This is a genomic window from Rhizomicrobium sp. (assembly GCA_037200985.1).
Classification (GTDB): Bacteria; Pseudomonadota; Alphaproteobacteria; order Micropepsales; family Micropepsaceae; genus Rhizomicrobium.
Genome location: JBBCGJ010000001.1, coordinates 2,633,749 through 2,659,947, shown reverse-complemented (window position 1 = coordinate 2,659,947; position 26,199 = coordinate 2,633,749). Strand labels below are relative to the sequence as shown.

The 26,199-nt window shown below is 66.9% G+C and carries 27 protein-coding genes; 20 read left to right on the top strand and 7 right to left on the bottom strand.

Features of this window, described 5'->3' with window-relative positions:
• Window positions 1-100 precede the first annotated feature (100 nt).
• From phbB to WDN01_13060, 7 genes are read left to right on the top strand one after another with little or no spacing between them, the layout of a single operon-like run.
• Entirely contained in the window at window positions 101-826 is a 726-nt protein-coding gene (phbB, locus tag WDN01_13090) for an acetoacetyl-CoA reductase (protein MEJ0026955.1), read from the top strand.
• Between the two features lie 18 nt (window positions 827-844).
• Window positions 845-1,450: a heme ABC exporter ATP-binding protein CcmA gene (ccmA, locus tag WDN01_13085; GenBank protein ID MEJ0026954.1), complete on the top strand. Its 606-nt coding sequence runs from the start codon at window positions 845-847 to the stop codon at window positions 1,448-1,450.
• Window positions 1,447-2,112 carry a heme exporter protein CcmB gene (gene ccmB, locus WDN01_13080; GenBank protein ID MEJ0026953.1) on the top strand — a complete coding sequence of 222 codons (666 nt, stop codon included), beginning with the start codon at window positions 1,447-1,449 and terminating at the stop codon, window positions 2,110-2,112. Before ccmA ends, ccmB begins: the two co-directional genes overlap by 4 nt.
• A 44-nt stretch (window positions 2,113-2,156) precedes the next feature.
• Window positions 2,157-2,879: a heme ABC transporter permease CcmC gene (ccmC, locus tag WDN01_13075; GenBank protein MEJ0026952.1), complete on the top strand. Its 723-nt coding sequence runs from the start codon at window positions 2,157-2,159 to the stop codon at window positions 2,877-2,879.
• On the top strand, window positions 2,876-3,025 hold the full coding sequence (gene ccmD / locus WDN01_13070) for a heme exporter protein CcmD (GenBank protein ID MEJ0026951.1): 150 nt from the start codon (window positions 2,876-2,878) through the stop codon (window positions 3,023-3,025). Before ccmC ends, ccmD begins: the two co-directional genes overlap by 4 nt.
• Window positions 3,022-3,561, top strand: coding sequence for a DsbE family thiol:disulfide interchange protein (locus WDN01_13065; GenBank protein ID MEJ0026950.1), 540 nt, complete (start codon window positions 3,022-3,024; stop codon window positions 3,559-3,561). Before ccmD ends, WDN01_13065 begins: the two co-directional genes overlap by 4 nt.
• 39 nt (window positions 3,562-3,600) lie before the next feature.
• Window positions 3,601-3,858, top strand: coding sequence for a hypothetical protein (locus WDN01_13060; protein MEJ0026949.1), 258 nt, complete (start codon window positions 3,601-3,603; stop codon window positions 3,856-3,858).
• A 10-nt stretch (window positions 3,859-3,868) separates the two neighbouring features.
• On the opposite strand, the gene WDN01_13055 is transcribed toward WDN01_13060, so the two are convergent.
• Window positions 3,869-4,378: a MarR family winged helix-turn-helix transcriptional regulator gene (locus tag WDN01_13055; GenBank protein ID MEJ0026948.1), complete on the bottom strand. Its 510-nt coding sequence runs from the start codon at window positions 4,376-4,378 to the stop codon at window positions 3,869-3,871.
• A gap of 208 nt (window positions 4,379-4,586) precedes the next feature.
• Here WDN01_13055 and WDN01_13050 point away from each other — a divergent pair, with 208 nt between their 5' ends.
• Complete coding sequence (locus WDN01_13050) at window positions 4,587-5,150, top strand: NUDIX hydrolase (protein ID MEJ0026947.1); 564 nt, start codon at window positions 4,587-4,589, stop codon at window positions 5,148-5,150.
• A 3-nt stretch (window positions 5,151-5,153) separates the two neighbouring features.
• Here the strand turns inward: WDN01_13050 and WDN01_13045 are convergent, their stop codons facing one another.
• From WDN01_13045 to dapF, 4 genes are read right to left on the bottom strand one after another with little or no spacing between them, the layout of a single operon-like run.
• Window positions 5,154-5,708 (bottom strand): septation protein A, encoded by a 555-nt coding sequence (locus WDN01_13045; protein MEJ0026946.1) that lies wholly within the window; start codon window positions 5,706-5,708, stop codon window positions 5,154-5,156.
• A complete protein-coding gene (gene ftsY / locus WDN01_13040) occupies window positions 5,705-6,649 on the bottom strand; it encodes a signal recognition particle-docking protein FtsY (protein MEJ0026945.1) in 945 nt (314 codons plus the stop codon). Before ftsY ends, WDN01_13045 begins: the two co-directional genes overlap by 4 nt.
• Window positions 6,646-7,887: a tRNA (N(6)-L-threonylcarbamoyladenosine(37)-C(2))-methylthiotransferase MtaB gene (gene mtaB / locus WDN01_13035; GenBank protein MEJ0026944.1), complete on the bottom strand. Its 1,242-nt coding sequence runs from the start codon at window positions 7,885-7,887 to the stop codon at window positions 6,646-6,648. Before mtaB ends, ftsY begins: the two co-directional genes overlap by 4 nt.
• Window positions 7,884-8,732, bottom strand: a complete 849-nt coding sequence (gene dapF / locus WDN01_13030; GenBank protein ID MEJ0026943.1) for a diaminopimelate epimerase — start codon at window positions 8,730-8,732, stop codon at window positions 7,884-7,886. Before dapF ends, mtaB begins: the two co-directional genes overlap by 4 nt.
• Window positions 8,733-8,830: 98 nt before the next feature.
• On the opposite strand from dapF, the gene WDN01_13025 reads away from it, so the two are divergent.
• The 11 genes from WDN01_13025 to WDN01_12975 all read left to right on the top strand — a co-directional run bounded on the left by WDN01_13025 (window position 8,831) and on the right by WDN01_12975 (window position 22,056).
• On the top strand, window positions 8,831-10,897 hold the full coding sequence (locus tag WDN01_13025) for a prolyl oligopeptidase family serine peptidase (protein MEJ0026942.1): 2,067 nt from the start codon (window positions 8,831-8,833) through the stop codon (window positions 10,895-10,897).
• 56 nt (window positions 10,898-10,953) lie between these two features.
• Window positions 10,954-13,056 (top strand): prolyl oligopeptidase family serine peptidase, encoded by a 2,103-nt coding sequence (locus WDN01_13020; GenBank protein ID MEJ0026941.1) that lies wholly within the window; start codon window positions 10,954-10,956, stop codon window positions 13,054-13,056.
• A 55-nt stretch (window positions 13,057-13,111) separates the two neighbouring features.
• The gene (locus tag WDN01_13015) at window positions 13,112-13,699 is read left to right on the top strand and encodes a hypothetical protein (GenBank protein ID MEJ0026940.1); all 588 of its coding nucleotides are present in this window, start codon (window positions 13,112-13,114) and stop codon (window positions 13,697-13,699) included.
• A 274-nt stretch (window positions 13,700-13,973) separates the two neighbouring features.
• Window positions 13,974-15,350, top strand: a complete 1,377-nt coding sequence (gene ffh / locus WDN01_13010; protein ID MEJ0026939.1) for a signal recognition particle protein — start codon at window positions 13,974-13,976, stop codon at window positions 15,348-15,350.
• A 99-nt stretch (window positions 15,351-15,449) separates the two neighbouring features.
• A complete protein-coding gene (rpsP, locus tag WDN01_13005) occupies window positions 15,450-15,806 on the top strand; it encodes a 30S ribosomal protein S16 (protein ID MEJ0026938.1) in 357 nt (118 codons plus the stop codon).
• Window positions 15,807-15,810: 4 nt separating this feature from the next.
• Entirely contained in the window at window positions 15,811-16,344 is a 534-nt protein-coding gene (gene rimM, locus WDN01_13000; protein MEJ0026937.1) for a ribosome maturation factor RimM, read from the top strand.
• Window positions 16,341-17,036 carry a tRNA (guanosine(37)-N1)-methyltransferase TrmD gene (trmD, locus tag WDN01_12995; GenBank protein MEJ0026936.1) on the top strand — a complete coding sequence of 232 codons (696 nt, stop codon included), beginning with the start codon at window positions 16,341-16,343 and terminating at the stop codon, window positions 17,034-17,036. Before rimM ends, trmD begins: the two co-directional genes overlap by 4 nt.
• A 50-nt stretch (window positions 17,037-17,086) precedes the next feature.
• The gene (rplS, locus tag WDN01_12990; protein ID MEJ0026935.1) at window positions 17,087-17,509 is read left to right on the top strand and encodes a 50S ribosomal protein L19; all 423 of its coding nucleotides are present in this window, start codon (window positions 17,087-17,089) and stop codon (window positions 17,507-17,509) included.
• Window positions 17,510-17,707: 198 nt separating this feature from the next.
• Complete coding sequence (locus tag WDN01_12985) at window positions 17,708-19,633, top strand: acyltransferase family protein (protein ID MEJ0026934.1); 1,926 nt, start codon at window positions 17,708-17,710, stop codon at window positions 19,631-19,633.
• Between the two features lie 111 nt (window positions 19,634-19,744).
• Window positions 19,745-21,568, top strand: a complete 1,824-nt coding sequence (locus WDN01_12980) for an ABC transporter ATP-binding protein (GenBank protein ID MEJ0026933.1) — start codon at window positions 19,745-19,747, stop codon at window positions 21,566-21,568.
• 164 nt (window positions 21,569-21,732) lie between these two features.
• Window positions 21,733-22,056 carry an HU family DNA-binding protein gene (locus tag WDN01_12975; protein MEJ0026932.1) on the top strand — a complete coding sequence of 108 codons (324 nt, stop codon included), beginning with the start codon at window positions 21,733-21,735 and terminating at the stop codon, window positions 22,054-22,056.
• 210 nt (window positions 22,057-22,266) lie between these two features.
• Here the strand turns inward: WDN01_12975 and WDN01_12970 are convergent, their stop codons facing one another.
• Both WDN01_12970 and WDN01_12965 read right to left on the bottom strand, forming a co-directional pair.
• Window positions 22,267-24,573 carry a heavy metal translocating P-type ATPase gene (locus WDN01_12970; protein ID MEJ0026931.1) on the bottom strand — a complete coding sequence of 769 codons (2,307 nt, stop codon included), beginning with the start codon at window positions 24,571-24,573 and terminating at the stop codon, window positions 22,267-22,269.
• Window positions 24,563-24,847 carry a metal-sensitive transcriptional regulator gene (locus WDN01_12965; GenBank protein MEJ0026930.1) on the bottom strand — a complete coding sequence of 95 codons (285 nt, stop codon included), beginning with the start codon at window positions 24,845-24,847 and terminating at the stop codon, window positions 24,563-24,565. Before WDN01_12965 ends, WDN01_12970 begins: the two co-directional genes overlap by 11 nt.
• A 72-nt stretch (window positions 24,848-24,919) precedes the next feature.
• On the opposite strand from WDN01_12965, the gene WDN01_12960 reads away from it, so the two are divergent.
• Window positions 24,920-26,194: a hypothetical protein gene (locus WDN01_12960; GenBank protein ID MEJ0026929.1), complete on the top strand. Its 1,275-nt coding sequence runs from the start codon at window positions 24,920-24,922 to the stop codon at window positions 26,192-26,194.
• Window positions 26,195-26,199: the final 5 nt, after the last annotated feature.

The following is a 26,199-nucleotide window of genomic DNA, read 5'->3' as shown; positions in this document are numbered from 1 at the left end:
CAAGGCGATGTGTCGCGGGAGAATAATATTGCGCGGGCGCGTACCACCGGGCTATGTGCTAGACAACTAGAAAATCCAGCAGGGTTACGGGGACCAGGACATGACTCGGGTTGCATTGGTGACGGGCGGGACGCGCGGAATCGGCGCCGCCATTTCGATCGGCCTGAAGAATTGCGGCCATCGCGTCGCGGCGAATTACTGCGGCAACGACGAAGCGGCGGCGAAGTTCAAGGCCGAGACCGGCATTCCGGTGTTCAAATGGGACGTCGGCAACGCGGCCGCCTGCGCCGCCGGCATCAAGGATGTCGAAGGCGCGCTCGGGCCCATCGACATCCTCGTCAACAATGCCGGCGTCACCAAGGACGCCATGCTGCACAAGATGACCGCCGAGCAGTGGGACGACGTCATCCGCATCGATCTGGGCTCGATGTTCTACATGTGCCGCCCGCTGATCGACGGCATGCGCGAGCGCAATTTCGGCCGCATCGTCAACATTTCGTCGATCAACGGCCAGAAGGGCCAGATGGGCCAGACCAACTACTCCGCCGCCAAGGCCGGCATCATCGGCTTCACCAAGGCGCTGGCGCAGGAGACCGCCAAGAAGGGCATCACCGTCAACGTGATCTGCCCGGGCTATATCGATACCGAGATGGTCCAGGCGGTGCCGGAGAAGGTGCTCGCCGGCATCATCGCGACGATTCCCGTCGGCCGGCTAGGCAAGGCGGACGAGATCGCCAAGATGACCTGCTTCCTGGCGTCCGACGACGCCGCCTTCATCACCGGCGCCACGATGACGGTCAACGGCGCGCAATACATTGCGGGCTGAAAGCGGTTCGGGCCCGTCATGGTCGACGCACTGACGGCCGACAGGCTCACCGGCATCCGCGGCCAGCGCCTGCTGTTCCGCGATTTGAGCTTTCGCGTCGAACCCGGCCAAGTGCTCAGCCTCGAAGGCGCCAATGGCGCGGGCAAGACCTCGCTGCTGCGGATGATCGCGGGCTTCCTCGCGCCGGCCGCGGGCACGATCGCGCTGGGCGCGGTCGCGGATGCGGAGGAGCGGGGCCGGCGGGTCGGCTGGCTCGGCCATCACGACGCCGCCAAGCCGCAGCTCACGCCGCGCGAGGTGCTCGGCTTCTTCGCGCGACTCTATCGGACCGATAGCGACGTCGCCGCCGCGCTGGGCGAAGTCGGATTGGCGCCGCTGGCCGATCTACCCTGCCAGTATCTCTCCGCCGGCCAGAAGAAGCGCCTCGCGCTGGCGCGGCTCAGGCTTTCGCGCCGTCCCGTCTGGTTGCTCGACGAGCCGCTCGCGGCGCTCGACGCCGACGGCAAGGGCCGCGCCGCCGGCCTGATCCGGACGCATTGCCTCGCCGGCGGCATCGCCGTCGCGGCGACGCATGAGCCGCTGGGGATCGCCTGCGAACGGCTCACGCTGGGAGCGGCGGCGTGAGCCCGTTCGCCGCCGTTCTGTTGCGCGATATGCGCCTTGCGACGCGGGCGGGTGGCAGCGCGGCGCTGGCGCTGGGATTCTTCGCGGCGGTGGCGACGCTGGTACCGCTCGGCGTCGGCGCGGATCTGAAGCTGCTGGCGCGTGTCGCCGCCGGCGTGCTCTGGGTCGCGGCGGTGCTGGCGGCGCTGCTCTCGCTCGATCGGCTGTTCCAGTCCGATTTCGAGGACGGCAGCCTCGACCTCATCGCGCTGTCGCCGCTGTCGCTGGAAGCCGTCGCGGTCGCGAAGATCGCGGCGCACTGGCTGACCACGGGACTGCCGCTGACGCTGCTGTCGCCGCTGCTCGGATTGATGTTCGGCCTGCCGGCGCCGGCGATCGCGATGCTGACGCTGTCGCTGCTGATCGGCACGCCGTCGGTCAGCGCGCTGGGCGCGATCGGCGCCGGGCTGACGCTCGCGATCCGCCGCGGCGGATTGATCCTGCCGCTGCTGGTGCTGCCGCTGCTGGCGCCCGCCGTGATCTTCGGCGCCGGCGCGGTGCAAGGGGTCCTCGACCATCTGCCCAGCGGCGCGCTTTTGCTGCTCGCCGCCTTTTCCATCGCCGCCACCTTGCTGTCGCCCTTCGCGGCCGCGGCCGCCGTGCGGCTCAACCTCGCAGGATGAGCGCCATGCTTGCGGCCCCAGCGGCAACGGCCTAGATCGCAGCCATGGCAAGCCTCTTCACCTTCGCCAATCCTAAGCGGTTCATGGATGCGAGCGCGGCGCTGCTCCCCTGGCTCGCGGGCGCGACCGTCCTGACGCTGGGCACGGGGCTGGTGCTCGGCTTTCTCGCGCCCCCCGACTACCAGCAGGGCGACACGGTCAAGCTCATGTTCCTGCACGTGCCGGCGGCCTGGACGGCGATGATGGGCTACGGGCTGCTGGCGCTCGCTTCGCTGTTCGGACTGGTGTGGCGCCATCCGCTCTCCGACGTCGCGGCGAAGGCGGCGGCGCCGCTGGGCGCGGTGTTCACGCTGCTCGGCCTCGTCACCGGCTCGCTCTGGGGCAAGCCGATGTGGGGCGCCTGGTGGGTGTGGGACGGCCGGCTGACGTCGTTCCTTCTGCTGCTGTTCCTCTATCTCGGCTATATCGCGCTGTGGAACGCGTTCGAGGACGAGGTGCGCGCGGCGCGCGCCGCCGCGATCCTGGCGCTGGTCGGCGCGGTGAACCTGCCGATCATCGAATTCTCCGTCGACTGGTGGACGACGCTGCACCAGGGCGAGAGCATCTTCCGCGCCGGAGGCCCGAAGATCGCGGGGGTCTTCCTCTGGCCGCTCGCGCTGATGGGGCTCGGCTACACGCTTCTGTTCGTGACCCTGTGGACGATCCGCATACGGACGGAGATCCTGGAGCGCCGCGTGCGCTCCCTGCTGCTGGAGGGCGCGGCATGAACGGCATCCTCGCGATGGGCGGATATGCCGCCTATGTCTGGCCGGCCTATGGGGTGTCGGTGCTGCTGCTGGGCGGCGCCGTCGTCCTGACGCTGCGCGCCTATGGCCGCGTCAAGGCCAGGCTCGCCCTTTTGGAGAAGCCGTGAAGCGCCTCTTCTACATCCTGCCCGTCGTCGCGTTCCTGGGTCTCGGCTGGTTCCTCTATGCGAGCCTGCGTCCGCCGCCGCCCGCCGCGATGACGTCGGCCCTGCTCGGCAAGCCGGCGCCGGCGTTGACGCTGCCGGCGCTGGACGCCCAGGCCCAGGGCTTCGGGCCGAAGGACCTTGCGGCCGAGGGCCGGGTCACGCTGGTCAACCTCTTCGCGTCCTGGTGCGTGCCCTGCCGGGAGGAGGCGGCCCAGCTCGCCCAGCTCGCGCGCGCCCGCGGCGTGCGCCTGATCGGCATCGCCTACAAGGACAAGCCGGATGCGGCGCGCGCGTTTCTGAACGAGTACGGCAATCCGTTCGAGCGCATCGGCCTCGACGCGGAAGGCCGCGCCGGAATCGAATGGGGCATCTCCGGCGTGCCGGAGACCTTCGTGCTCGACCGTCACGGCATCGTGCGCGGCCGCTTCGGGCCGCTGTCGCCGGACGGTCTTGTGGTCGACATCCTTCCCGCGATCGCCCGCGCCTCCACGTATTGATTTAAGACTTCGGCAACCATGATTTGCGAGAGTGCGGCGATGCAGCTCAGTGCCGCCAATCTTCTCATCGCCTCGCAGCAGATCGCGCGCGGCGCGCAGCGCGTGGCGCCCGAGGCGCAGGCGAAATTCGCCTCCGCGCTGGCGCACGAGAACGGCGCCGAAGCCGCCGATTTCGCGCCCATGGACTTCAAGCAGACGGCGCCCGCCAAGGCGGCGCCCTCCGCGCCCGCCCAGGGGGCTGCGGGCGGCTACAACAGCTCGGGCCGGCCAGGCGCCAACCTCGATATTCGCGTTTAATTGGAAAGTCTTACGCCCGGCGGCGGCGGCCGCGGCCCTTGGGCGCGGCATGGCCGTTCTCGGCATAGGCCTCGCCGGCCGAGGCGACCAATGCCAGCAGCTTGACGAATTTCTGCCGCTCGGTCGGCGGCAGCGGATCGAGCAGCGCCTTCTCCGCCCGGTCGGATGCGGTGCGCGCGGCGCGCAGCGCCTTGCGCCCGACCTGGCTGATGGCGACGGAGTTCGCGCGCTGGTCTTCCTCGGTGCGTTCGCGCGAGAGTAATCCCTTCTCCAGCATGCGGCGCACCATCTCCGCGAGCGTCGAGCGGTCGATGCCGGTGATCTCGACGAGCGCGGTCTGGCTCACGCCTTCGTTGTGCTCGAGCGCGGCGAGCAGCGTGAACTGTTGCTTGGTGAGTTCGGCGGAGCCGGACTCGTGCGCGTAAAGATCGCCGAAGAATTGCGCGCAGCGCTTGAGAAGATGAGAGGGCGACTCCGACAATGCGAAGCCGCCATTCGTCTTGCGCTGGCCTTTCGTCATTCAAAACCCCTGCAGAACAATCCGCCGACGTTGTCCGCCATGTCGCGATTGTCAGGCACCCGTTACCCGGGTCGCATGCTCGATGAAAAGATTAGACGTCCCCAAGCCCCGTCACAACAGTCTCTAACGCGTTTGATGCGCCGTTTGCAACGCAAAGATTCGAATTGCCATTTTGTTTCGCGCGCGCATGAGCCAGAATATCCAACGCATGGCCGACGACGAACGATCCTTCCCGCCCAATCCGCGCTTCGTCCGCGTTGTGCCGGAGGGAGACACAACGGAACGTTATGTCTGCGGCGATTGCGGCCATATCTATTACACAAATCCGAAAATCGTTGTGGGCTCGGTCGTTAGGTTCGGCGAACGCATCCTGATGTGCCGCCGCGCGATCGAACCGCGCAAAGGGTTCTGGACCTTGCCCGCGGGCTATCTCGAAGAGAACGAGACGCCGGAGGACGGCGCCAGGCGCGAGGCGCGCGAGGAAGCGTTGTGCGAGATCGTGCTGGAAGGTCTTCTCGCCGTCTATTCCGTCACAAGGCTCAGCCAGGTGCAACTGATGTATCGCGCGCGCCTCGATACGGAGCAATTTGGCGCAGGTGCGGAAAGTCTCGATGTGAAACTGTTCTCGTGGGACGATATTCCGTGGACGGAGATTGCATTCCCCAGCGTGCGCTGGGCGCTGCACCATTGGCGCGAAAGCAAGGATGCGGCCATCTTCGCGCCGTTCTCCAATCCGCCGGGAGAGAACGGAAATTTTCCGCCGGCGCGCTGAACCTCAGCCGCCCTGCTTGTCCTGCGGCATGTGCTTCAAGAGTACCGGCGCCTGGAGCAGGCCGAAGGCGAACACCAGCGGCATGGTGATCCAGACCTTGAACGTCACCCACTGCCCGGTGGAAAAATTGCGCCACACGATCTCGTTCAGCACGGCGAGGACGGCGAAGAACACGCCCCAGCGCCAGGTCAGCGTCCGCCACGCGCTTTCGGGCATCTCGAACTCGAAGGACAGCGCGTATTTTATGAAAAGCCGATTGAAGGCGAGGCCGCCGAGCAGCACGGCGCAGAACGTCGCATAGATGATCGTCGGCTTGATCTTCAGGAAGGTGTCGTTCTTCAGCCAGAGCGTCAGGCCGCCGAACACGAGCACGATCACGGCACTGAACAGCGCGATGACGGACAGTTTCTTTTCCAGCCAATAGCCCGTCGCCAGCGAGACCAGCACCAGCACCATAAATGTGCCGGTCGCGGCATAGATGCCGAAGAACTGGAACGCCAGGAAGAAGGCGACGAGCGGACCCAAGTCCAGCAGCATCCGCCGCAATTGCACGCTCATCTTGCCCCCGTCAGTGCCTTGGCGAAATTGGCGGCGTTGAAGGGCTGCAGGTCGTCCACGCCCTCGCCGACCCCTATGTAATGGACGGGCAAGGCATATTTCTGCGCAAGCGCGGCCAGGATGCCGCCCTTCGCCGTGCCGTCGAGCCGCGTCATCACCAGCCCGGTTAGCGGTACCGTGTTCTTGAAGCCCTCGACCTGGTTGATCGCGTTCTGGCCGGTGGTGGCGTCGAGCACCAGGAGCGTCGCATGCGGCGCGGTCGGGTCGAGCTTCTTGATGACGCGCACGATCTTCTCCAACTCGGCCATCAGACCGGCCTTGTTCTGCAGCCGGCCGGCGGTATCGATCAACAGAACGTCGGCGCCGCTCGCGCGTGCCCGTTCCAGCGCCTCGAAGGCCAGGCCCGCGGCGTCCGCGCCGGCGCCCTTGGCCACCATCTCCGCGCCCGTCCGCACGGCCCAGATGCCGAGCTGCTCGATGGCGGCGGCGCGGAAGGTGTCGCCCGCCGCGAGCACGACTTTCGCGCCATTGGCGGCGAAGCGCTTGGCGAGCTTGCCGATGGTCGTGGTCTTGCCGGTCCCGTTCACGCCCGCGACCAGGATGACGAACGGCTTGATGGCGCCATCTACAACCAGCGGCTTCTCGATAGGTTGCAGGACCTTCAGCAATTCGCTGCGCAAGGTCTCGCGGATGTCATAGTCGCTGACGTCGAGGCCGAAGCCCTTGTCGCTCACCGCCTGCGCCAGCCGGGCCGCCAGCGCCGGGCCGAGATCGGCCTTGATCAGCGCCTCTTCCAGCTCGCCGATGCTGACCGCGTCGAGCTTCCGCCTGGTCACGATGCCCGCGATGCTGTCCGACAGCCCGGCCGTCGAGCGCGACAGGCCGGCCTTCAGCCGCTCGAAGAAGGTGGGCGGCGGAGGCGCTTCGCCGAAATCCCTCATGCCGCGAGCACTCCCGAAAGCTTGCCGTCGACCAGGCCGGCGATGTGCGCGGAGACGAAGCTGCCATGGGAGCAGCCCTCGATCCGCACCGGCGCGAAGCAGGGCGTGCGGCCGATGCCGCCGCGCTCGACCAGAAGGGTCCGCGTCGTGCCGACCAATGTCAGATGGCGCGCCGCGGCGGCCGTCTCGCCCTTGGCGCGCAACAGAGCGGCGCGGTCCTTGATCGTCTGGCGATCGAGCTGCGGCATACGCGCGGCGGGCGTTCCGGCCCGCGCGCTGAAGCGGAAGACGTGCAGGTTCGACAGGCCGGCCTCGTCGACAAGGTCCATCGTGCGCCGGAACATGTCTTCGGTCTCGGTCGGGAAGCCGGCGATGAGATCGGCGCCGAAGGCAGCGTCTGGCCGTAGCCGCCGCACGGTGTCGCAGAACGCGATCGTGTCGGCGCGGCCATGGCGGCGCTTCATGCGCTTGAGGATCATGTCGTCGCCCGACTGCACGGAGAGGTGGAAATGCGGCATCAGCCTTTCTTCTTCTGCGATGGCGCGCAGCAATTCTTCGTCGGCCTCGATGCTGTCGATGGAGGAGAGGCGCAGCCGCCTTACCTCAGGCACAAGCTTCAGGATCTTGCGCACGAGGCCGCCCAGCGTCGGCGCACCCGGCAGGTCGGCGCCATAGGCGGTGAGATCGACACCTGTCAGCACCAGTTCGGGATAGCCCGCCTCGGTCAGCCGCCGTGCCTCGGCGATCAGCGCGCCCATCGGCACGCTGCGGGAATTGCCGCGCCCGAACGGGATGATGCAGAAGGTGCAGCGGTGGTCGCAGCCGTTCTGCACCTGCAGGAAGGCGCGGGTGTGGCCCTCGAAGCAGTCGATCATCTGGCCGGCGGTTTCTCGCACCGAGAAGATGTCGTTAACGCGCACGCGCTCCGCGTCGGGCTCGCGATAGATGCGCGCCTGGAGCTTCTCGGCATTGCCGAGCACGAGGTCGACTTCGGACATCGACGAATAGGTCTGCGGCTCGCTCTGCGCCGCGCAGCCGGTGACGATGATCCGCGCGTCCGGCCGCTCGCGGCGGACCCGGCGGATCGTCTGGCGCGACTGGCGCACGGCTTCGGCCGTGACCGCGCAGGTGTTCAGGATCACCGCGCCGTCGAGCCCGGCCTCGGCCGCGCGGGCGCGGATCGCCTCGGACTCATAGGCGTTCAGGCGGCAGCCGAAGGTGATGATCTCGTTGCTCACGCGGCCAGCGCCTTCAGATCGATCTCGCCCTGGAACACGAAGGCGGAAGGGCCGGTCATCAGGATGTGCTCGTCGCCTTCGCGTATCTGGAAATGCAGGACGCCGCCGTCCAGCTGGATGTCCATCTCGCGTCCGACCAGGCCGCGCCGATAAGCGGCGGCGGCCGCTGCGCAGGCGCCGCTGCCGCAGGCCAGCGTGACCCCGGCGCCGCGTTCCCATACCCGCATGCGCAACCGGCCGGGCGCCAGAACGCTCACGAATTCGACATTGGTCCGCTTCGGGAAGAAGGGATGGCGTTCGATGGCCGAACCAAGCTCGATCACCGGTGCGACCTCGGCATTCGGAACGAACGACACGAAGTGCGGATTGCCCATCGATAGCGCCATGCCCGACACTTCGGTGCCGCGATGCTCCGCATCGTGCAGGACGAGGGTCAGCGCTTCGGTGTTCATAGGCTTGGCCAGAGGGACGTCGGCCCAGTCGTGCTTCGCCGCGCCGAAATCCACAGTCACCATTCCGCTGCCGGCATCCGTGCAGACGAGCGGCCCGCCGCGCGTGTCGATCCGCAGCTCCGCCTTCCCGGTTTCCGCCATCAACAGCCGCGCGACGCAGCGCGTGGCATTGCCGCATTGTTCCGCCTCGCTGCCGTCGGGATTGCGGATCTCCATCGTCGCGTCGGCGCCGCCCGTGCCGGGACGGATCACGATCACCTGATCGCAGCCGATGCCGCGGCGACGGTCGGCGACCGCGCGGGCAGCCGCCTCGTCCAGCGCAAGTGCTTGCTTTCGCGCGTCGAAGACCACGAAATCGTTGCCCAGCCCGTGCATTTTCAGGAACGGCGTCATGGGGCGGTATATAGGCGCGGGCGCCGCCGGGGGCCAGTGGCGGATTGACCTTGCGGCCGGCGCTTTCCATACAGTCCGGGCACGAGCGGAGCGACTCTATGAAGCGTGGAACATGGCTGGTGGCCGCGGGTTTATTGCTGGCGGTGGCGGCGAAGGGAGCGGTGAGCGTGGAAGACCCCTATCTCTGGCTGGAGGACATCCACGGCGCCAAGCCGCTCGCCTGGGTGGCGGAGCAGAACGCGCGCACCCGCGCCGTGCTCCAGGCCGACCCGCGCTATGCCCAGGACCACGATGCGGTGCTCAAGGTGCTCGACGCCACGGATCGCATCCCCTATGGCAGCATCGTCCATGACACCGTCTTCAACTTCTGGCAGGACGCCGCCAATCCGAAAGGCGTATGGCGCCGCACCACGCTTGCAGACTATGCGAGCCCGAGCCCGCATTGGGAAACCATCATCGACGTCGACAAGCTCGCCGCCGACGAGCATGAGAACTGGATCTGGGAGGGTGCGAACTGCACCGACGACCTCAAGCGCTGCTTGGTGCTCCTGTCGCGCGACGGCGGCGACGCCCATGTGATCCGCGAATACGATCTCGGCGCCAAGGCCTTCGTGAAGGACGGCTTCGCGCTGCCCCATGCCAAGTCGGACGCGAGCTGGCTGGACGACGACACGGTTTTGTTCGCCACCGATTTCGGTCCCGGCACGCTGACCAAATCCGGCTATCCGCGCATCGTGAAAATCTGGCATCGCGGCGAGGCCGTCGATGCGGCGAAGACCCTGCTGGAGGGCAAGCCCGAGGACATCGCGGTCCAGACCCAGACGCTGCACGGCGCCGGCGGCACCTATGCCATGGTCGTGCGCGGCGTCAGCTTCTTCGAGAACGAATACCACCACGTCGCGGCCGACGGCACGCTGACCGGGATCGACCTGCCGCTCTCCGCCGTCATCCAGGGCATGGTCGGCGATCGCCTCGTCTTCACGCTGCGCAAGGACTGGAACACGCGGGCCAAGACCTATCCGCAGGGCGCGCTGCTCACGATGAAGACCGACGGCAGCGACGTCGAGGTGCTCTATGCGCCCGGCCCGCGCAGCACGATCGAGGAGGTGGCGACGGGGCGCGACGCGATCTACGCCTCGATCTTCGACAATGTGACGGGCTCGATCCATACCTTCCGCCGCCTGCCGAGCGGCGCCTGGAACGATGTCAAGCTCGACCTGCCGGCCAACGGCTCGACCCATGTCGTCGCGGCCAATGATTTCGGACCCGAGGCGATGTTCACCTTCGAGAGCTATCTGAAGCCCTCGACGCTCTATCTCGACAAGGGCGACGGCAAGCCGGTGGAGATCAAGGCGCTGCCGCCACGGTTCGATTCCTCGGACCTTGTCACCGAGCAGTTCCAGGTCGCCTCGACCGACGGCACGATGATCCCCTATTTCGTGACGCGGCCGAAGACGCTGAGCGGACCGGCGCCGACCGTGCTCTACGGCTATGGCGGTTTCGAGATCTCGCTGACGCCCGGCTATTCGGCGAATTTCGGCCTGCTGTGGCTGACCCATGGCGGCATCTATGTCGTGGCGAACATCCGCGGCGGCGGCGAGTTCGGGCCGGCCTGGCACGAGGCGGCACGCTTCGAGAACCACCAGAACGCGTTCGACGATTTCGCCGCGGTGGCGCGCGATCTGGTCAAGCGCGGCTTCACCACCCCCAAGCAGCTCGGCATCGTCGGCGGCTCGAATGGCGGGCTCCTGGTCTCGGCCTCGATGGTCGAGCATCCAGACCTGTTCGGCGCGGTGATCTGCCAGGTGCCGCTGATCGACATGCTCCGCTACACCCAGATCGGCGCCGGCCAGTCCTGGGCCGACGAGTACGGCGATCCGGCGGACCCCAAGGCGCGCGCCTATATCGAGAAATACTCGCCCTATCAGAACGTGAAGCCGGGGGTGAAATATCCGCCGATCCTCTTCACCACCGCGACCAGCGACGACCGCGTGACGCCGGTGCATGCGCGCAAGATGGCCGCGAAGATGGAGGCGTTCGGCGACGACGTGCTGTTCTTCGAGAACACCGATGGCGGCCATTCGGCCGGCGCCAACCACAAGCTTGCGGCCGAGATGTGGGGGCTGTCCTTCGTGTACCTAAAACAGAAGCTGGGGCTGAAGTAGTTTTCCTCCCCGCAAACGCGGGGGAGGAAACTCGATCGACGGAGTCGCTCTTGCGCGTGCGGAACTTTTTCGTTGCAATGCTCGCGGCCGCCTTCGCCGCAGCCGCGCCGGTCGACAGCGATCCCAATCTCTGGCTCTCCGACATTCACGGCGAGAAGGCGCTCGCCTGGGTGAAGGAGCAGAACGTGCGCAGCGACGCGGCGCTGAAATCCGATCCGCGCTATGCCGCGGACTATGCGGCGATCCTCAAATCGCTCGACGTGCCGGACCGCATCCCGCTCGGCGAGCTCGACCACGGATTGGTCTACGATTTCTGGCAGGACGCCGGCCATGTGCGCGGGCTTTGGCGGCGCACCACCGCCGCCGACTACGCCGCCGCCGCGCCGCATTGGGAAACGCTGCTCGATCTCGACAAGCTCGACGCGGACGAGCAGACGCAATGGGTCTGGCAGGGCGCCGATTGCGCGCCGGACAGCGATCTTTGTCTCGTGCGATTGTCACCCGGCGGCGGCGACGCCGCCACCGTTCGCGAGTTCGACCTGAAGACGAAGAGCTTCGTGACGGGCGGCTTTGCGTTGCCGCTGGCCAAGCTCAGCGCGAGCTATATCGACAAGGACACGATCCTGTTCGCCACCGATTTCGGCCCGGGCACCATGACCACGTCGAGCTATCCGCGCGTCGTCAAGCTCTGGCGGCGCGGCGCGCCGTTGTCGGCGGCGAAGACGGTTTTCGAAGCCGGCATGAACGACATCTCGGCGCGACCCGAAGTCTACCGGGGCCCTTACGGCACCGTCGCCTTGATCGAACGCCAACTGACATTCTTCACGAGCGAATTGCATCTGCTGGATGCGAACGGGACGACGCACAAGATTCCGCTGCCGACATCGGTGAACGTCCACGGCGTCACCGACGGGCGCTTGATTTTCACGCTGCGCGAGCCTTGGAAGACTGCCATCGCCGGCCGGACAGCGACCGTCCCGCGCGGATCGCTGCTCTCCTACGTCCTGCCGCGAAGGGGCGCGCGCCCCGAGCGGCATCCGCTCGCGGTCCTGTTCCAGCCGGACGCGCACAGCACGGTCGAAACCGTCTCGGCCGGCCGCGACGCGGTCTATGCCGCGATCTACCACGACGTCACCGGCGCGGTGCACAAATTCACCCGCCACGACCTGGTCTGGGACGACGCCAAGCTCGATCTGCCGCCCGGCGGCTCGACCGACGTGGTCTCGACCGACGATTGGACCGGCGACGCGCAGTTCACCTATGAGAGCTTTCTCACGCCACCGACGCTCTACGCGACCGACGGCACCGCGCCGCCGGCCGCGATCAAGTCGCAGGCGCCCTTATTCGACGCCTCCGGCCTCACGGCCGAGCAATTCTGGGTGACGTCGACGGACGGCACACGCGTGCCGTATTTCTTGATCCACGCGAAGGACCAGAAGGGTCCGGTTCCGACCATTCTCTATTCCTATGGCGGTTTCGAACTGTCGCTGATGCCCTGGTACTGGAATGACGGCCATCGCCCGCTCGACGCCGGGCAGGTTTGGCTCACCAAGGGCGGGGCGGTCGCGGTCGCCAATATCCGCGGCGGCGGGGAGTTCGGCCCAGCCTGGCACCAGGCAGCGCTGAAGCAGAACCGGCAGAAGGCGTTCGACGATTTCGCCGCGGTGGCGCGCGATCTGGAAAGGCGGGGGCTCACCACGCCGCGCCAGCTCGGCATCGTCGGGGCCTCGAATGGCGGTGTGCTCACCACCGTGACGATGACCCAGCATCCCGAACTGCTCGCCGCCGTGGTCAGCCAGCGCCCGCTGGTCGACATGCTGCGCTACACGCGGTTCGGCGCCGGTGCCTCCTGGATCGGCGAATATGGCGATCCCGACAAACCGGCCGACCGCGCCTATATCGCGAAATATTCGGCCTATCAGAACGTGAAACCGGGTATGCGCTATCCGTCGATCCTGTTCATCACCGAGACCAGTGACGATCGCGTTACGCCGATCTGGGCGCGGATGATGGCGGCCAAGATGGAAGCGCAGGGCCACGATGTGCTGTTCAACGAAAGCGCCGAAGGCGGCCACGGCCCCGGCGCCACCAACGCGGCGCAGGCGGAGATGTGGGCGCTGAGTTACGTCTATCTGAAGCAGAAATTGCATCTCCCCTGAGATTTGCCCGGCAATTGCCCCAATCCGGTTCCAGTCTCCGCGTGGGAGGGAACGCATGTCCGGCACGGCATCACGAGCTGTCGCAGTCCTGCTCACGCTTTGCGTCTTCGCCGTGCTCGGCTATTGGCTTGCCCGATCGGTCGATGCGCCAGGAGCGATCATGATCCGCGATCCGATCATCCCGCCATTGCCGCCGCATCCTGTGGCTTCGCCACCGAAGGGCTGGACAATGCTCGACATGGATGGCCGCTTCAGCCTCTACGCACCGCCGGCCGCGTATCACCACCCCGAACGCGGCACGGACTCCTATGTCGGCGACATTATCGGCGCGGATTTCAAGCTGACCTTCGACTATGGCCTTTTCTCGGGCGGACCGGACCAGCGCCCGCCCGCTCCAGGCGTCCGCGAGGAGCGCTTTGTTGCGGACCGGCATCCGGCGGTGATCCGCAGCGGCCTTACGGCGAGCGGCGAGATCGGGATTATGCTCTATGTTCCGAATGTGCATTGCGGGCGGTTGATCATAGGTATCCGCTGCGACTGGGACGCGTTGCAGATCTCCGGGACCGCGCGCGATGCCGCCGCCGAGGCCACGGTGAAGACGATGTTCCGGACCTTGCAGTTCTCGCCAAACCCTTATGAATAGCCGACGCGACTTGCTCGCGTCCGCGATTGACGGCGCGATCTTCTGAGCCTAAAACCCGCCCGCTTCCGGAAAGCCCTTAGGACTTTCCGGTCCCAGGCTGGGCCTGGGATCGCCCCCAGGCAGCGCAGGCGCGCCCCCTGGGGCCGCAATGCTTTGGGTAATACTTACCCGTCATCACCCGCATATGCGGGTGATCCATCTTCCAGCGCCGCCGCTGGAAAATGGGTCGCCCGGACAAGCCGGGCGATGACGGAAGAGCGGTGAATAGGGAAGAATGTTCGACAGTCTGCAAACCCGCCTCGGCGGCGTGTTCGACCGGCTCAGGGGCCGCGGCGCGCTCACCGAGCGCGACGTGGACGAGGCCTTGGGCGAGGTCCGCACCGCGCTGATCGAAGCCGATGTCGCGCTCCCCGTCGTCAAGGATTTCATCGACAAGGTCCGCCCCCGCGCCATCGGCGAGGACGTCATCCGCTCGGTCACGCCGGGCCAGCAGGTCGTCAAGATCGTCCATGACGTGCTTGTTGAAACGCTCGGCGTGGAAAACGCCTCGCTGTCTCTCGGCAGCCCGCCCGCGCCGATCCTGATGGTCGGCCTGCAGGGGTCGGGCAAGACCACGACCTCGGCCAAGATCGGCCTGATGCTGCAGACCCGCGAGAAGAAGCGCGTGCTGATGGCCTCGCTCGACGTGTCGCGTCCGGCCGCCATGGAGCAGCTCCGCATTCTCGGCGAGCAGACGGGCGTGCCGACGCTGCCGATCGTCTTGGGTCAGGGCCCGGTCGACATTGCGCGCCGCGCCATGGCCTCGGCGAAGGTCGGCGGCTATGACGTGCTGATCCTCGACACCGCCGGCCGCCAGCATATCGACGAGCAGCTGATGCTCGAAGTCGCGGCGATCCGCGACCAGGTGAAGCCGCATGAGACGCTCTTGGTCGCGGATTCGCTGACCGGCCAGGACGCGGTCAACATCGCCCGGACCTTCAACGAACGCGTCAAGCTCTCCGGCATCATCCTGACCCGCGCCGACGGCGACGCGCGCGGCGGCGCGGCGCTCTCGATGCGCGCCGTCACCGGCGCGCCGATCAAGTTCCTCGGCACCGGCGAGAAGATGGATGCGCTCGAGGCCTTCCATCCGGCGCGGCTGGCGAGCCGCATCCTCGACATGGGCGACGTCGTCTCCCTGGTCGAGAAGGCGGCCGAGACCATCGACAAGGAAAAGGCCGAGAAGCTCGCCAAGAAGATGAAGAAGGGCGAGTTCGACATGAACGATCTCGCCGAACAGCTCAATCAGATGAAGAAGCTCGGCGGCATGCAAGGCGTGCTCGGCATGCTGCCCGGCGTCGGCAAGGTGAAGGACCAGCTCGCCCAGGCCGGCATGGACGACAAGGTGCTCACCCGCCAGGAAGCGATCATCCAGTCGATGACCAAGAAGGAGCGCGCCAATCCCGACGTGATCAACGGTTCGCGGAGAAAGCGCATCGCGCAGGGCTCGGGCGTCGAGGTCAGCGAAGTGAACAAGCTCCTCAAGATGCACCGGCAGATGTCGGATGTGATGAAGAAGATGGGCAAGGGCGGCCGCGCCATGCAGGGACTGAGCGCCCTGTTCGGCGGAGGCGGCGGCATGCCGCCGGGAATGCCCGGCGGGCGAAGATAAATCTCGCGCGGAGACGCGGAGGCGCGGAAAGAACTCCGCGTGCTCCGCGCCTCCGCGTGATTCAGACGGTTTCGAACGAACAACGGAAGGAAGAAATAAATGTCTCTCAAGATCAGACTGGCCCGCGGCGGCACCAAGAAGCGCCCGCATTATGCGATCGTCATTGCGGATTCGCGTAGCCCGCGCGACGGCCGCTTCATCGAGAAGATCGGCTTCTATAATCCGCTCCTGCCGAAGGACCATGCCGATCGCGTGAAGCTCGACACGGAAAAGGCCGGCGAGTGGATCAAGAAGGGCGCCACCGCGTCCGACCGCGTCCACCGCTTCCTCGCCAATGCCGGCCTCGTGAAGCCGCTGGCGAAGAACAATCCGCAAAAGGCCAAGCCCAAGAAGAAGGCGCAGGAGCGCGCCGCGGCGAACGCCAAGGCCGCCGAAGCCGCTTCCGCCGAGGCTTAAGGCCATGGCGGGGCCGTCCCGCGACGTGCTGCTGGCCGCCGTCATCGGCGCGCAGGGCCTGAAGGGCGAGGTGAGGGTGAAGACCTTCACCGAGCATCCCGAGGCGCTGGCGCGCTATCGCGGCCTGCACGCGCAAGACGGCCGCCGTTTCACCGTGACGGCGGCGCGCGCCACCAAGCCCAGCGAGGCGGTGCTCACGCTCGCCGAAGTGACCGACCGCACGACGGCGGAGGGCCTCAAGGGCACCGAGCTCTATGTCTCGCGCGACGTCCTGCCGGCGACGGCAGATGACGAGTTCTACCACGCCGATCTCATCGGCCTGCGCGCCGAGGATGTCGGGGACCGCGTCATCGGGATCGTCAAGGCGATCCACAATTACGGCGCCGGCGACGTGATCGAGATCGAGCAGCCGGGCGGCGACACGGTGCTGCTCGCCTTCACCAAAGAGACGGTGCCCTCGATCGAGATCGACAAGGGCCGCATCGTCGTCGCGGTGCCGCGCGACGACGACGCGGAGCGCGAGCACGGCGTGGAATGAACTGGTCCGCGACGGTCCTGACGCTGTTCCCCGAGATGTTTCCGGGGCCGCTCGGCATCTCGCTGCTCGGCAAGGCGCTACAGAAAGAGCTCTGGTCGCTGGACGTGCGCGATATCCGCGATCACGGCATCGGCCGCCACGCCAAGGTCGACGACACGCCGGCCGGCGGCGGGCCCGGCATGGTGATGCGCGCCGACGTGGCACTGGCGGCCATCGACGCCGTCGAGCGCCGCGACCGGCCCTTGATCTATCTCTCGCCGCGGGGCCTGCCGCTGACTCAAAAGCGGGTGGGCGAACTCGCCGCCGGCCCGGGCGCCATCCTGTTGTGCGGCCGGTTCGAGGGACTGGACCAGCGCGCCATCGACGCCCGCGAAATCGAGGAGATCAGCCTCGGCGATTTCGTGCTGGCGGGCGGGGAGATCGCCGCCATGGCGCTGATCGAGGCGTGCGTCCGGCTGATCCCGGGCGTGCTGGGCGACGCCCAATCGCCGGATGAGGAGAGCTTCTCGGCCGGCCTGCTGGAATATCCGCAATATACCAGGCCGCAGACGGTCGAGGACCGGCCTATTCCGGAGGTCCTAAACAACGGAAATCACAGGGAAATCGCCAAATGGCGCAAGGCCCGGGCGGAGGAATTGACCAAGGCGCGGCGCCCCGACCTCTGGACCCTCTATGAAAAGAAAAAATCCTAGGCTATACGCCCCGCTCTTTTGCCGACCATCGCCGCCCGGAGATCACCGCCATGAACCTGTTGCAGACGCTCGAAGCCGAGCAGATGAAGGCCGTCCGGGCCAAGCCCCTCCCGGAATTCCGCGCCGGCGACACGCTGAAGGTGAACGTCAAGGTCGTCGAAGTCTCCTATGACGAGAAGGCCAAGGCGGAGAAGCGCCGCGAGCGCCTCCAGGCCTTCGAAGGCGTCTGCATCGCGCGCCAGGGCGCCGGCCTCAATGAGGCCTTCACCGTGCGCAAGATCTCGTATGGCGAGGGCGTGGAGCGCGTGTTCCCGATCTACTCGCCGCTGGTCGACAGCGTGACGGTCGTGCGCAAGGGCCGGGTGCGCCGCGCCAAGCTCTATTACCTGCGCGGCCGCCGCGGCAAGTCCGCCCGCATCGCCGAGCGCCAGGACGCGGACGTCGCCGCGCCGGTCGAGACCGCCGAGTCGTAATGGACACCCTCCCGTTCACGGGAGGGTCGAAATTTGCATCGCGAAGCGAGGCAAATTTCGGGGAGGGGACAGCCTCTCCGGAAGAGTTCCGTCTGCGCCGCTGTCCCCTCCCCGAAAAATTCTCGCGCACGCTGTCGCTACGCGCCGCTCCGAATTTTTCGACCCTCCCGTGAACGGGAGGGCTAAGCGGGGGGCGTGATGGTTCGCGGACATCGCAATGATATCGACGGCCTGCGCGCCCTCGCGATCCTGCCGGTCCTCTTCTATCACGCGAATATCTGGCCGTTCGCGAGCGGCTATGTCGGCGTCGATGTCTTCTTCGTCATCTCGGGCTATCTCATCACCGGGCTGATCCTGCGCGAGCAGGATGGCGCCGGCTTTTCGCTTGCCGATTTCTACGACCGGCGCATCCGCCGCATCCTGCCGGCGCTCGGCGTCGTCCTTTTCGCATCGACGATCGTGGCGCTGATCGTCCTTCTCCCCGACGAACTCCGGGAGTTCGGGCGCAACCTGATGGCCAGCGCGCTGTTCTACGCCAATATTCGCGACTGGCAGGACGGCGCGCAATATTTCGCGCCGCAAGCCGGCGAGAATCCGCTGCTGCACGTCTGGTCGCTGGCGGTGGAAGAACAGTTCTATCTGGTCTGGCCGCCTCTGCTGATCCTTCTTGCCCGCTTTCGCAAGTCGCTTCCCGCCGTCATCCTCGTGGCTGCCGCCGCGTCTCTGGCGCTCGCGCTCATTCTGCATGTCACGCAGAACGATCCGCGCGCGGCGTTCTATCTTCTGCCGCCGCGCGCCTGGGAATTGCTGGCCGGGGCGTTTCTGTCGACCGGCGTAGCTGCGCCGCTCCGCTCCGCCGCGGCGCGCCATGGCGCCGCGGCTGCGGGCTTTGCCCTCATCCTCGCCGCCGTGCTTCTTCCGGGCGCGGACGCATCTTCGCAACTCCTGCACAGCTTCGTCGCGACGCTGGGCACGGCGGTCCTCCTCTTCGCGTCCGAAGGCGGCGGCAATATCGTGGGCGATGCGCTCGCCACGCGCCTGCCCGTCTTTGTCGGGCGGATCTCCTATTCGCTTTATCTCTGGCATTGGCCGGCGCTCGTCTATGCGCGGCTTTATCTCCATCGCGAGCCAACCTTTGCCGAGGCGGCCGCGATCCTGGCCGCGGTGTTCGCGGCCTCGATCCTGTCGTGGCGCTATGTCGAGCAGCCGATCCGGCGCCGGCGCGCGGTTTGGCGAGGCCGTCCGTTCAGCTTCGCCGCCGCCGGTATCGGAATCGGATTTTTCGCCGTGACGGCCGTCGTCTTCATGTGGTTTCACGGATTGCCTTGGCGCATGCCGCCCGATATCCGTGCCCTCGACGCGGTGATCCAGCGCCCGATGCCCGGCCGCTGGTGCAGGCCGCAGGACAATTGCGTGAGCGGCAACGCGGCCTTCGTGGGCGAGGCCGTCCTGATCGGCGACTCCCATGCGCGCGTCCTCTCGCCTGTGTTGAAGCGTTTCGCCGCCGAGCGGCATTTGCGGCTGCGCGAGACGACACGTCCCGGCTGCCTGCCGCTGCCCGGAATCCGGATCACGCGGCCGGATCGGAATTTCCGGCCCTGTGCCGAATTCGCCGAGGCCGCGGCGGACCTGGTGCTCGCGTCGCATGCCGTGCGGCTGGTGATCCTGGAGGCGCGTTGGGAACTTTATGTCAACGACGGGAGCGGCTATGTCGCCGGCGGCCAAGCCGCGATCGCGGCCGCGCTGGAAGCCCTGATCGACAAGCTGAACCGGCGCGGAGTCGCCGTCCTGGTGATCGGCGCCGTGGTGCCGTTTCCGGAAAACCCGGCGCATTGCTACGGCCGCGAACGGATCGCCGGACGCGACCCGTCGCCTTGCATGAATCTGCCGCTCGCCGCGGCCCTGCCCCGGACGGCCGCCGCGGACCGGCTGATCGCTGCGCTGGCCGAGCACCGCCCCGCCGTCCGCACCTATCTGCCCAACCGGGCGCTGTGCGACGCAGCCGGTTGCCATGCGCTCGCCGACGGCCAGTTGCTCTACTGGGACGATCACCATCTGTCGCCCGCCGGCGCGGCGCGTGTGGGGCGGGCGCTCGAGGCCGCCTTGCGCCATTGGCCGTGGTGACGCGGCTTTCGCGCCACACGCAAAATCATTCCGTTTCGCCCTCTTCCCAACGCATTTGCCGGGACTATTCTCCGCGCCCCAATTTCAGCCGGGCGTCGAGTCGTGCCGCGCGTGATCGCAACAGAAGCCGTCGTCAAGGACGCCGAACCGCTCGACGAGACGGTCAAGCTGGCGCATGTCCCGGGCACGCCGTTCGCCTTCATCTGGTTCCTGATCGCGACGCACTTTCCCGGGCGCGTGGCGGCGATGGCGGGCTTCGCCCTGCTTGCGACCTCGATCGAGGCGTTCACGCCGCTCGTCTTTTCCCATCTGGTCAATGCGATCACGGCAGCGGTGAAGAGCCATGCCGGCTTCGCCACGGTATGGCCGTGGATCGTATGGCTGGCGGGCATCTGGTTCGGCGGCGCGCTGGCCTATCGCGCCTATGAGATGGTGGACGTCAACACCGGCCCGCGGATGCGCGGCTTGGCGCAGAAATATCTCTTCGTCTACCTGCTCGGCCATTCGCCGCGCTATTTCCAGGACAATTTCGCCGGCAAGCTCGGCCAGAAGGTCAAGCAGGCCGGCCAGGCGGCCATCGGCATCCTCGGCATCGTGTGCATGGACGCGGTGCGCGTGTTCGGTCTCGTGGTCATCGGCGCGGTGCTGATGGCGCTGCAGGCGCCGGCCTATGCGATCATCCTGGGCGTGTGGACGGTGCTCTATCTCGGCGTCGTCTTAGCGCTCGCCCGGCGGTGCGTCGTCTTGTCCAAGGCCTTGTCCGACGAGGTCTCGACCTCGACCGGGCGGCTGATCGATGCGGTATCCAACGCCGATCTCGTGCGCGCCTTTGCCAAGGCGGCCTATGAGCGCAAATTCATCTCCTATTTCCTGGCCGACGAGATGAACGCCTCGCGCCGGCTGCGCTGGTTCCTCATCACCATGCGCATGTTCATGCAGTCCGCGACGCTGCTGCTGCTGGTGGCCCTGGTCTTCGTGACGGCGCGCGACATCGTCGCCGGCGCGATCTCGCTCGGCGCCTTCACGATGATCTACTTGCTCGCCAACCAGATCGCACGCGGCGTGCAGGAGCTTTCCTTCCGCATGCTCGACTATTTCGAGCAGCTCGGCACGCTGGCCGAGGCGCTCGACTTGGTCAGCGCCCCGCACGAGATCGTCGATGCGCCGGGCGCCCGTCCGCTCGCGGTCGCCCGCGGCCATATCCGCTTCGAGAATGTCTCGTTCCGCCACCCCAACGGCTTTTCGGTGTTCGAGAATCTGAACCTCGACATCCAGCCGGGCGAGCGTGTCGGGCTCGTCGGCCCCTCCGGCGCCGGCAAGTCGACGCTGGTGCGTCTCCTGCGCCGCCAGTTCGAGCCGCAGTCGGGCCGCATCACCATCGACGGCCAGGACATCGCGCATGTCACCTGGGACTCTCTCAACGAGGCGATCGCCGAGGTGCCGCAGATGCCGGGCGTCTTCCACCGCAATGTCCGCGACAATATCCGCTACGCGCGGCCGCTCGCCGAAGCCGAGGAAGTGGAAAGCGCGGCGCGCCAGGCCCATGCGCACGACTTCATCGCCGAGCGCGACGAAGGCTATGACATGATCGTCGGCGAGCAGGGCATCAAGCTCTCCGGCGGCGAGCGGCAGCGCGTCGCCATCGCCCGCGCCCTGATCAAGGATGCCCGCATCCTGGTGCTGGACGAGGCGACCTCATCGCTCGATTCCGAAAGCGAGCACCTCATCCAGTCAGCGCTGTGGACGCTGGTCCAGGGCCGCACGGTGATCGCCATCGCGCACCGGCTCTCGACCATCGCCGGCATGGACCGCGTGGTCTATCTCGACCGGGGCCGGATCCTGGAAGACGGGCCGCATCGCGTGCTGCTGGCGAACAAGGGGCCTTATTCCAGGCTCTGGAACCGCCAGATGGGCGGCTTCATCGACGCGGCGTGAAAGGCCCATAAATCGGGCCTTTCGCGCGTCGGCGGGTCCGAACCGCCGCAATAGTGCATATAATGCCCGATTTATCGCACTTTTCCGCTTGCGGCACGTGCTTCTGGTCTCGGAAGTGCAGTAAAATCGGGCATTCGTTTGATTCGCAACAAGGAGCAAAAACAATGGCAATAGCTGGAACTGGCGCCCCGAAGGCCGCCAAGGCGAAGGTCGAAACGGTGAGCACCCGCCAGCTTGGCGCCTCGCTGGCCGAGAAGCATGACATGTCGAACAAGGCCGCGCTCGCGATCCTGGACGACTCGATCGCGCTGATCACCAAGCACCTGAAGAAGGGCGCCCGCGTCCGCCTGAACGGTCTCGGTATCCTGGTCGTGCGCAAGCGCGCCGCCCGCATGGGCCGCAATCCGGCGACCGGCGAAGCGATCAAGATCAAGGCTTCGAAGAAGGTCGCTTTCCGCGCCGCGAAGGAGCTGAAGGAATCGATCTGATCGGTTTCTTCGGAAAAAAGAGATCAAGCCGGCCGATGCGCAAGGCATGGGCCGGCTTTTTCTTTGTGCAGTGAATGTGCCCGTCGCGTCGTTCAAAAACGACTGTCATGCCCGGACAGGCGGGCATCCAGCGGCCGGGCGGTCCGCCAAGACGGGATTCCCGCTTTCGCGGGACAGTCTGGAATTGAATCGATCCGGGAGGCTTGAATCCTAGAGAACGACCCGCCGCAGGCGTAGCGCGTTGGCGATCACCGATACCGAGCTCAGGCTCATCGCCGCCGCCGCGATCATCGGGCTGAGCAGGAGTCCATAGGACGGATAGAGCACCCCCGCCGCCACCGGCACCCCGATGACGTTGTAGACGAAGGCAAGCCCCAGATTCTGGCGGATGTTGCGCAGCGTCGCCCGGCTCAGCCGCCGCGCCCGCACCAGGCCCGCGAGATCGCCCTTGACCAGGGTCATCCCGGCGCTCTGCATGGCGACGTCGGTGCCGGTGCCCATCGCGACGCCGATATCGGCCGCCGCCAGCGCCGGCGCGTCGTTGACGCCGTCGCCCGCCATGGCGACGACATGGCCCTCGCCGCGCAGGCGGCGCACGATCTCGCCCTTCTTCTCAGGCAGGACCCCGGCCTCGACATCGGCGATGCCGAGCTTGCCCGCCACCGCCATCGCCGTCGTGCGGTTGTCGCCGGTGACCATCACCACGCGGATGTTCTCGTCGCGCAGCGCGGCCAGCGCCGCCGGCGTCGTTGCCTTCACCGGATCGGCGATGGCGAGCAGTCCCGCGACGTGCCCGCCACTGGCGACGAACATCGCCGTGGCGCCGTCGCGGCGGAAGTCTTCCGCCTTGGCCGCGAGGCCGGCGCAATCGATGCCGCGCTCGGCGAGGAAATCGGCGGTGCCGACCAGGGCATCCGCGCCGTCGAGCGTGCCGGACACGCCCTTGCCGGTGACGGCGCGGAAATTCTCCGCCGTCTTGGGAACGATGCCGCGCGCCGAGGCGCCGGCCAGGATTGCCGCGGCGAGCGGATGTTCGCTCGCCTTTTCCAACGCGGCGGCGATGGCCAGCATCGCCTGTTCGTCGAAGCCGTCGGCCGCCACGAGGCCGATCAGCCGCGGGTGTCCTTCCGTGAGCGTGCCGGTCTTGTCCACGACCAGGACGTCGACGCGCTCGAAGCGTTCCAGCGCCTCGGCGTTACGGATCAGGACGCCGGCCGCAGCGCCCTTGCCGACGCCCACCATGATCGACATCGGCGTCGCCAGGCCGAGTGCGCAGGGGCAGGCGATGATCAGAACGGACACGGCCGCGATCAGCGCATGGGCGAAGGCCGGCTGCGGTCCGAAGACGAGCCATATGACGAACGCCGCCGCCGCGACGGCCAGAACCGCGGGCACGAAGATCGCCGAGACCTGGTCCGCCAGGCGCTGGATCGGCGCGCGGCTGCGCTGTGCCTCGGACACCATGGCGACGATGCGCGCCAGAACGGTGTCGGCGCCGACCTTGTCGGCGCGCATGACGAGCGTGCCTGTGCCGTTGACCGTGCCGCCGATCAGCTTGGCGCCGGTCTGTTTCTCGACCGGAACGGATTCTCCCGTGACCATGGATTCGTCGACCGCGCTCGCGCCGTCCAGCACCGCGCCGTCCACCGGCACGCGCTCGCCCGGCCGCACGCGCAGGCGGTCGCCCTCGCGCACATCGGCGAGCGGGATGTCCTCTTCGCCGGTGGCGGTCAGGCGCCTGGCGTGGGTCGGCGTCAGCTTCAGCAGGGCGCGGATGGCGCCGCCGGTCTGCGCCCGGGCGCGCAATTCGAGCACCTGGCCGAGCAGGACCAGAACGGTGATGACCGCCGCCGCTTCGAAATAGACCGGCACGATGCCGTCCATCTTCACCGCGTCGGGGAAGAGGCCGGGCGCCAGAAATCCGACAAGACTGTAGCCATAGGCCGCGGCGACGCCCAGCGCGATCAGCGTAAACATGTTGAGCGAGCGGTTGACCAGCGAGGCCCAGCCGCGCACGAAGAACGGCCAGCCCGCCCACAGCACGACCGGCGTGCTCAGCGCGAACTGTATCCATTGCGAAGCCTGCGGCGACACGAACCGGCCGAGATCGGTGAGGTCCTCGGCCATCGCCAATGCGAACACCGGCGCCGTCAGCACGCCGCCGATCCAGAACCGCCGCCACATGTCGTCCAGCTCGGGATGAGACGTGTCGTCTGCCGTGACCTTGACCGGCTCCAGCGCCATGCCGCAGATCGGGCAGAAGCCCGGACCGACTTGCCTGATCTGCGGATGCATCGGGCAGGTGTAGATCGTGCCTTCCTTCGCGGCATGATCGTGCGATGCCGCCGTACTCTTCGGCGCAAGATATTTCTCCGGATCGGCCACGAATTTGTCGCGGCAGCCCGCGCTGCAGAACACGTATTCCTGGCCCTGATGGTCCGCGCGGTGTTTGGCCGTTTTCGGATCGACGGTCATGCCGCAGACCGGATCGCGCACAGGCATTTCGTTATCCGCCATATCTGCTGAACAGCTCCACGAGTTCGTTGAACTTCTTCGTCTGGTCCTCGGCGTCGCCGCTTTTGATCGCATGCGCCACGCAATGCGCCGCATGCTCCTTCAGGATGTGCTCCTCGACGCGCTTCAGCGCCGACTTGACCGCCTGCATCTGGGTCAGGATGTCGATGCAGTAGCGTTCTTCCTCGACCATGCGCGCGATGCCGCGCACCTGGCCCTCGATACGGGCGAGGCGGGCCGCCAGCGCCGGATCGTGCTTGGTTTTCTTCGTCGTCATCTTGCATACCCCATAGGGGTATAATAGGGTCCGGCGCTCACAATCGCAAGCCGCCCGGTCTGGAGATTTCAAATGCGCCGTTTTGTTTTTGCGTCAGCCCTCTGCGCCGTCACGCCGGCGGCCGCGCAGGACAATTCCATGGCCGGAATGGACATGCCCGGCATGGAGATGCCCGGCATGGAGATGCCCGGGATGGCGATGACCGGCACGCTCGGGAACTACCCGATGACGCGCGATGCCTCCGGCACGAGCTGGCAACCGGATGCGGCGAGCCATGCCGGCATCCACCTGATGGCCGACGACTGGGCGATCATGCTCCACGCGCGGCTGATCGGCGTCTACGACACCCAGAGCGGGCCGCGGGGCGACGACCAGACGTTCCTCACCGGCATGTTCATGGCCGCAGCGCGGCGCGATTTCGCGAGCGGCGACACGCTGAACCTGCGCGCCATGCTGAGCCCCGATCCGTTCCTGGGGCGCAGCGGCTATCCCCTCCTGCTCGCAACCGGAGAGACGGCGAACGGCACGACGCCGCTGGTCGACCGCCAGCACCCGCACGACCTGTTCATGGAGCTTTCGGCTTCCTACAGCCACCGGCTGACCGATGCCGACAGCCTCTTCGTCTATGCCGGCTATCCCGGCGAGCCGGCGCTGGGGCCGGCCGCCTTCATGCACCGCGCGTCGAGCGAGGACATTCCGCAGGCGCCCATCGCGCATCACTGGCTCGACTCCACGCATATCACCTTCGGCGTGGTGACGGCCGGCTATGTCCATGACGACTGGAAGCTGGAGGTCTCGCAGTTCACCGGCCGCGAGCCGGACCAGTTCCGCTTCAATTTCGATTCCGCGCGCTTCGACAGCACCTCGGCGCGGCTGAGCTGGAACCCGACGGCGAACTGGTCGCTGCAGGTCTCCTGGGGTTTCCTCAAGAGTCCCGAACAGCTCGAACCCACGGCGAACGAAACGCGATACACGGCCAGCGCGACCTATGTGACGCCGCTGGGCGACGAGTCCTCCGTCGCCGCGACGCTGGCCTTCGGGCGCAAGCAACTGACCGGCGGGGTGGGAGAGAACGGCTTCCTCGCCGAAGCGGAATACAAGCCCGCCGATCTGTGGACGCTGTTCGTCCGCGCCGAATCCATCGAGAGCGGCGAATTGTTCGCCGGGCCGGCGATCCGGACGGCCGGCGAAGCCACGCTCGGCGTCATCCGCGACTGGCGCGTCGCCGATCATTTCAAACTCGGCATCGGCGGTTCCTACAGCTTCGACTTCGTGCCGTCGGGCGTGCCGTCCTATGGCGGCTCGCCGCACGGCGCCATGGTGTTCCTCCGCGCGATTGCGGAATAGCCTGG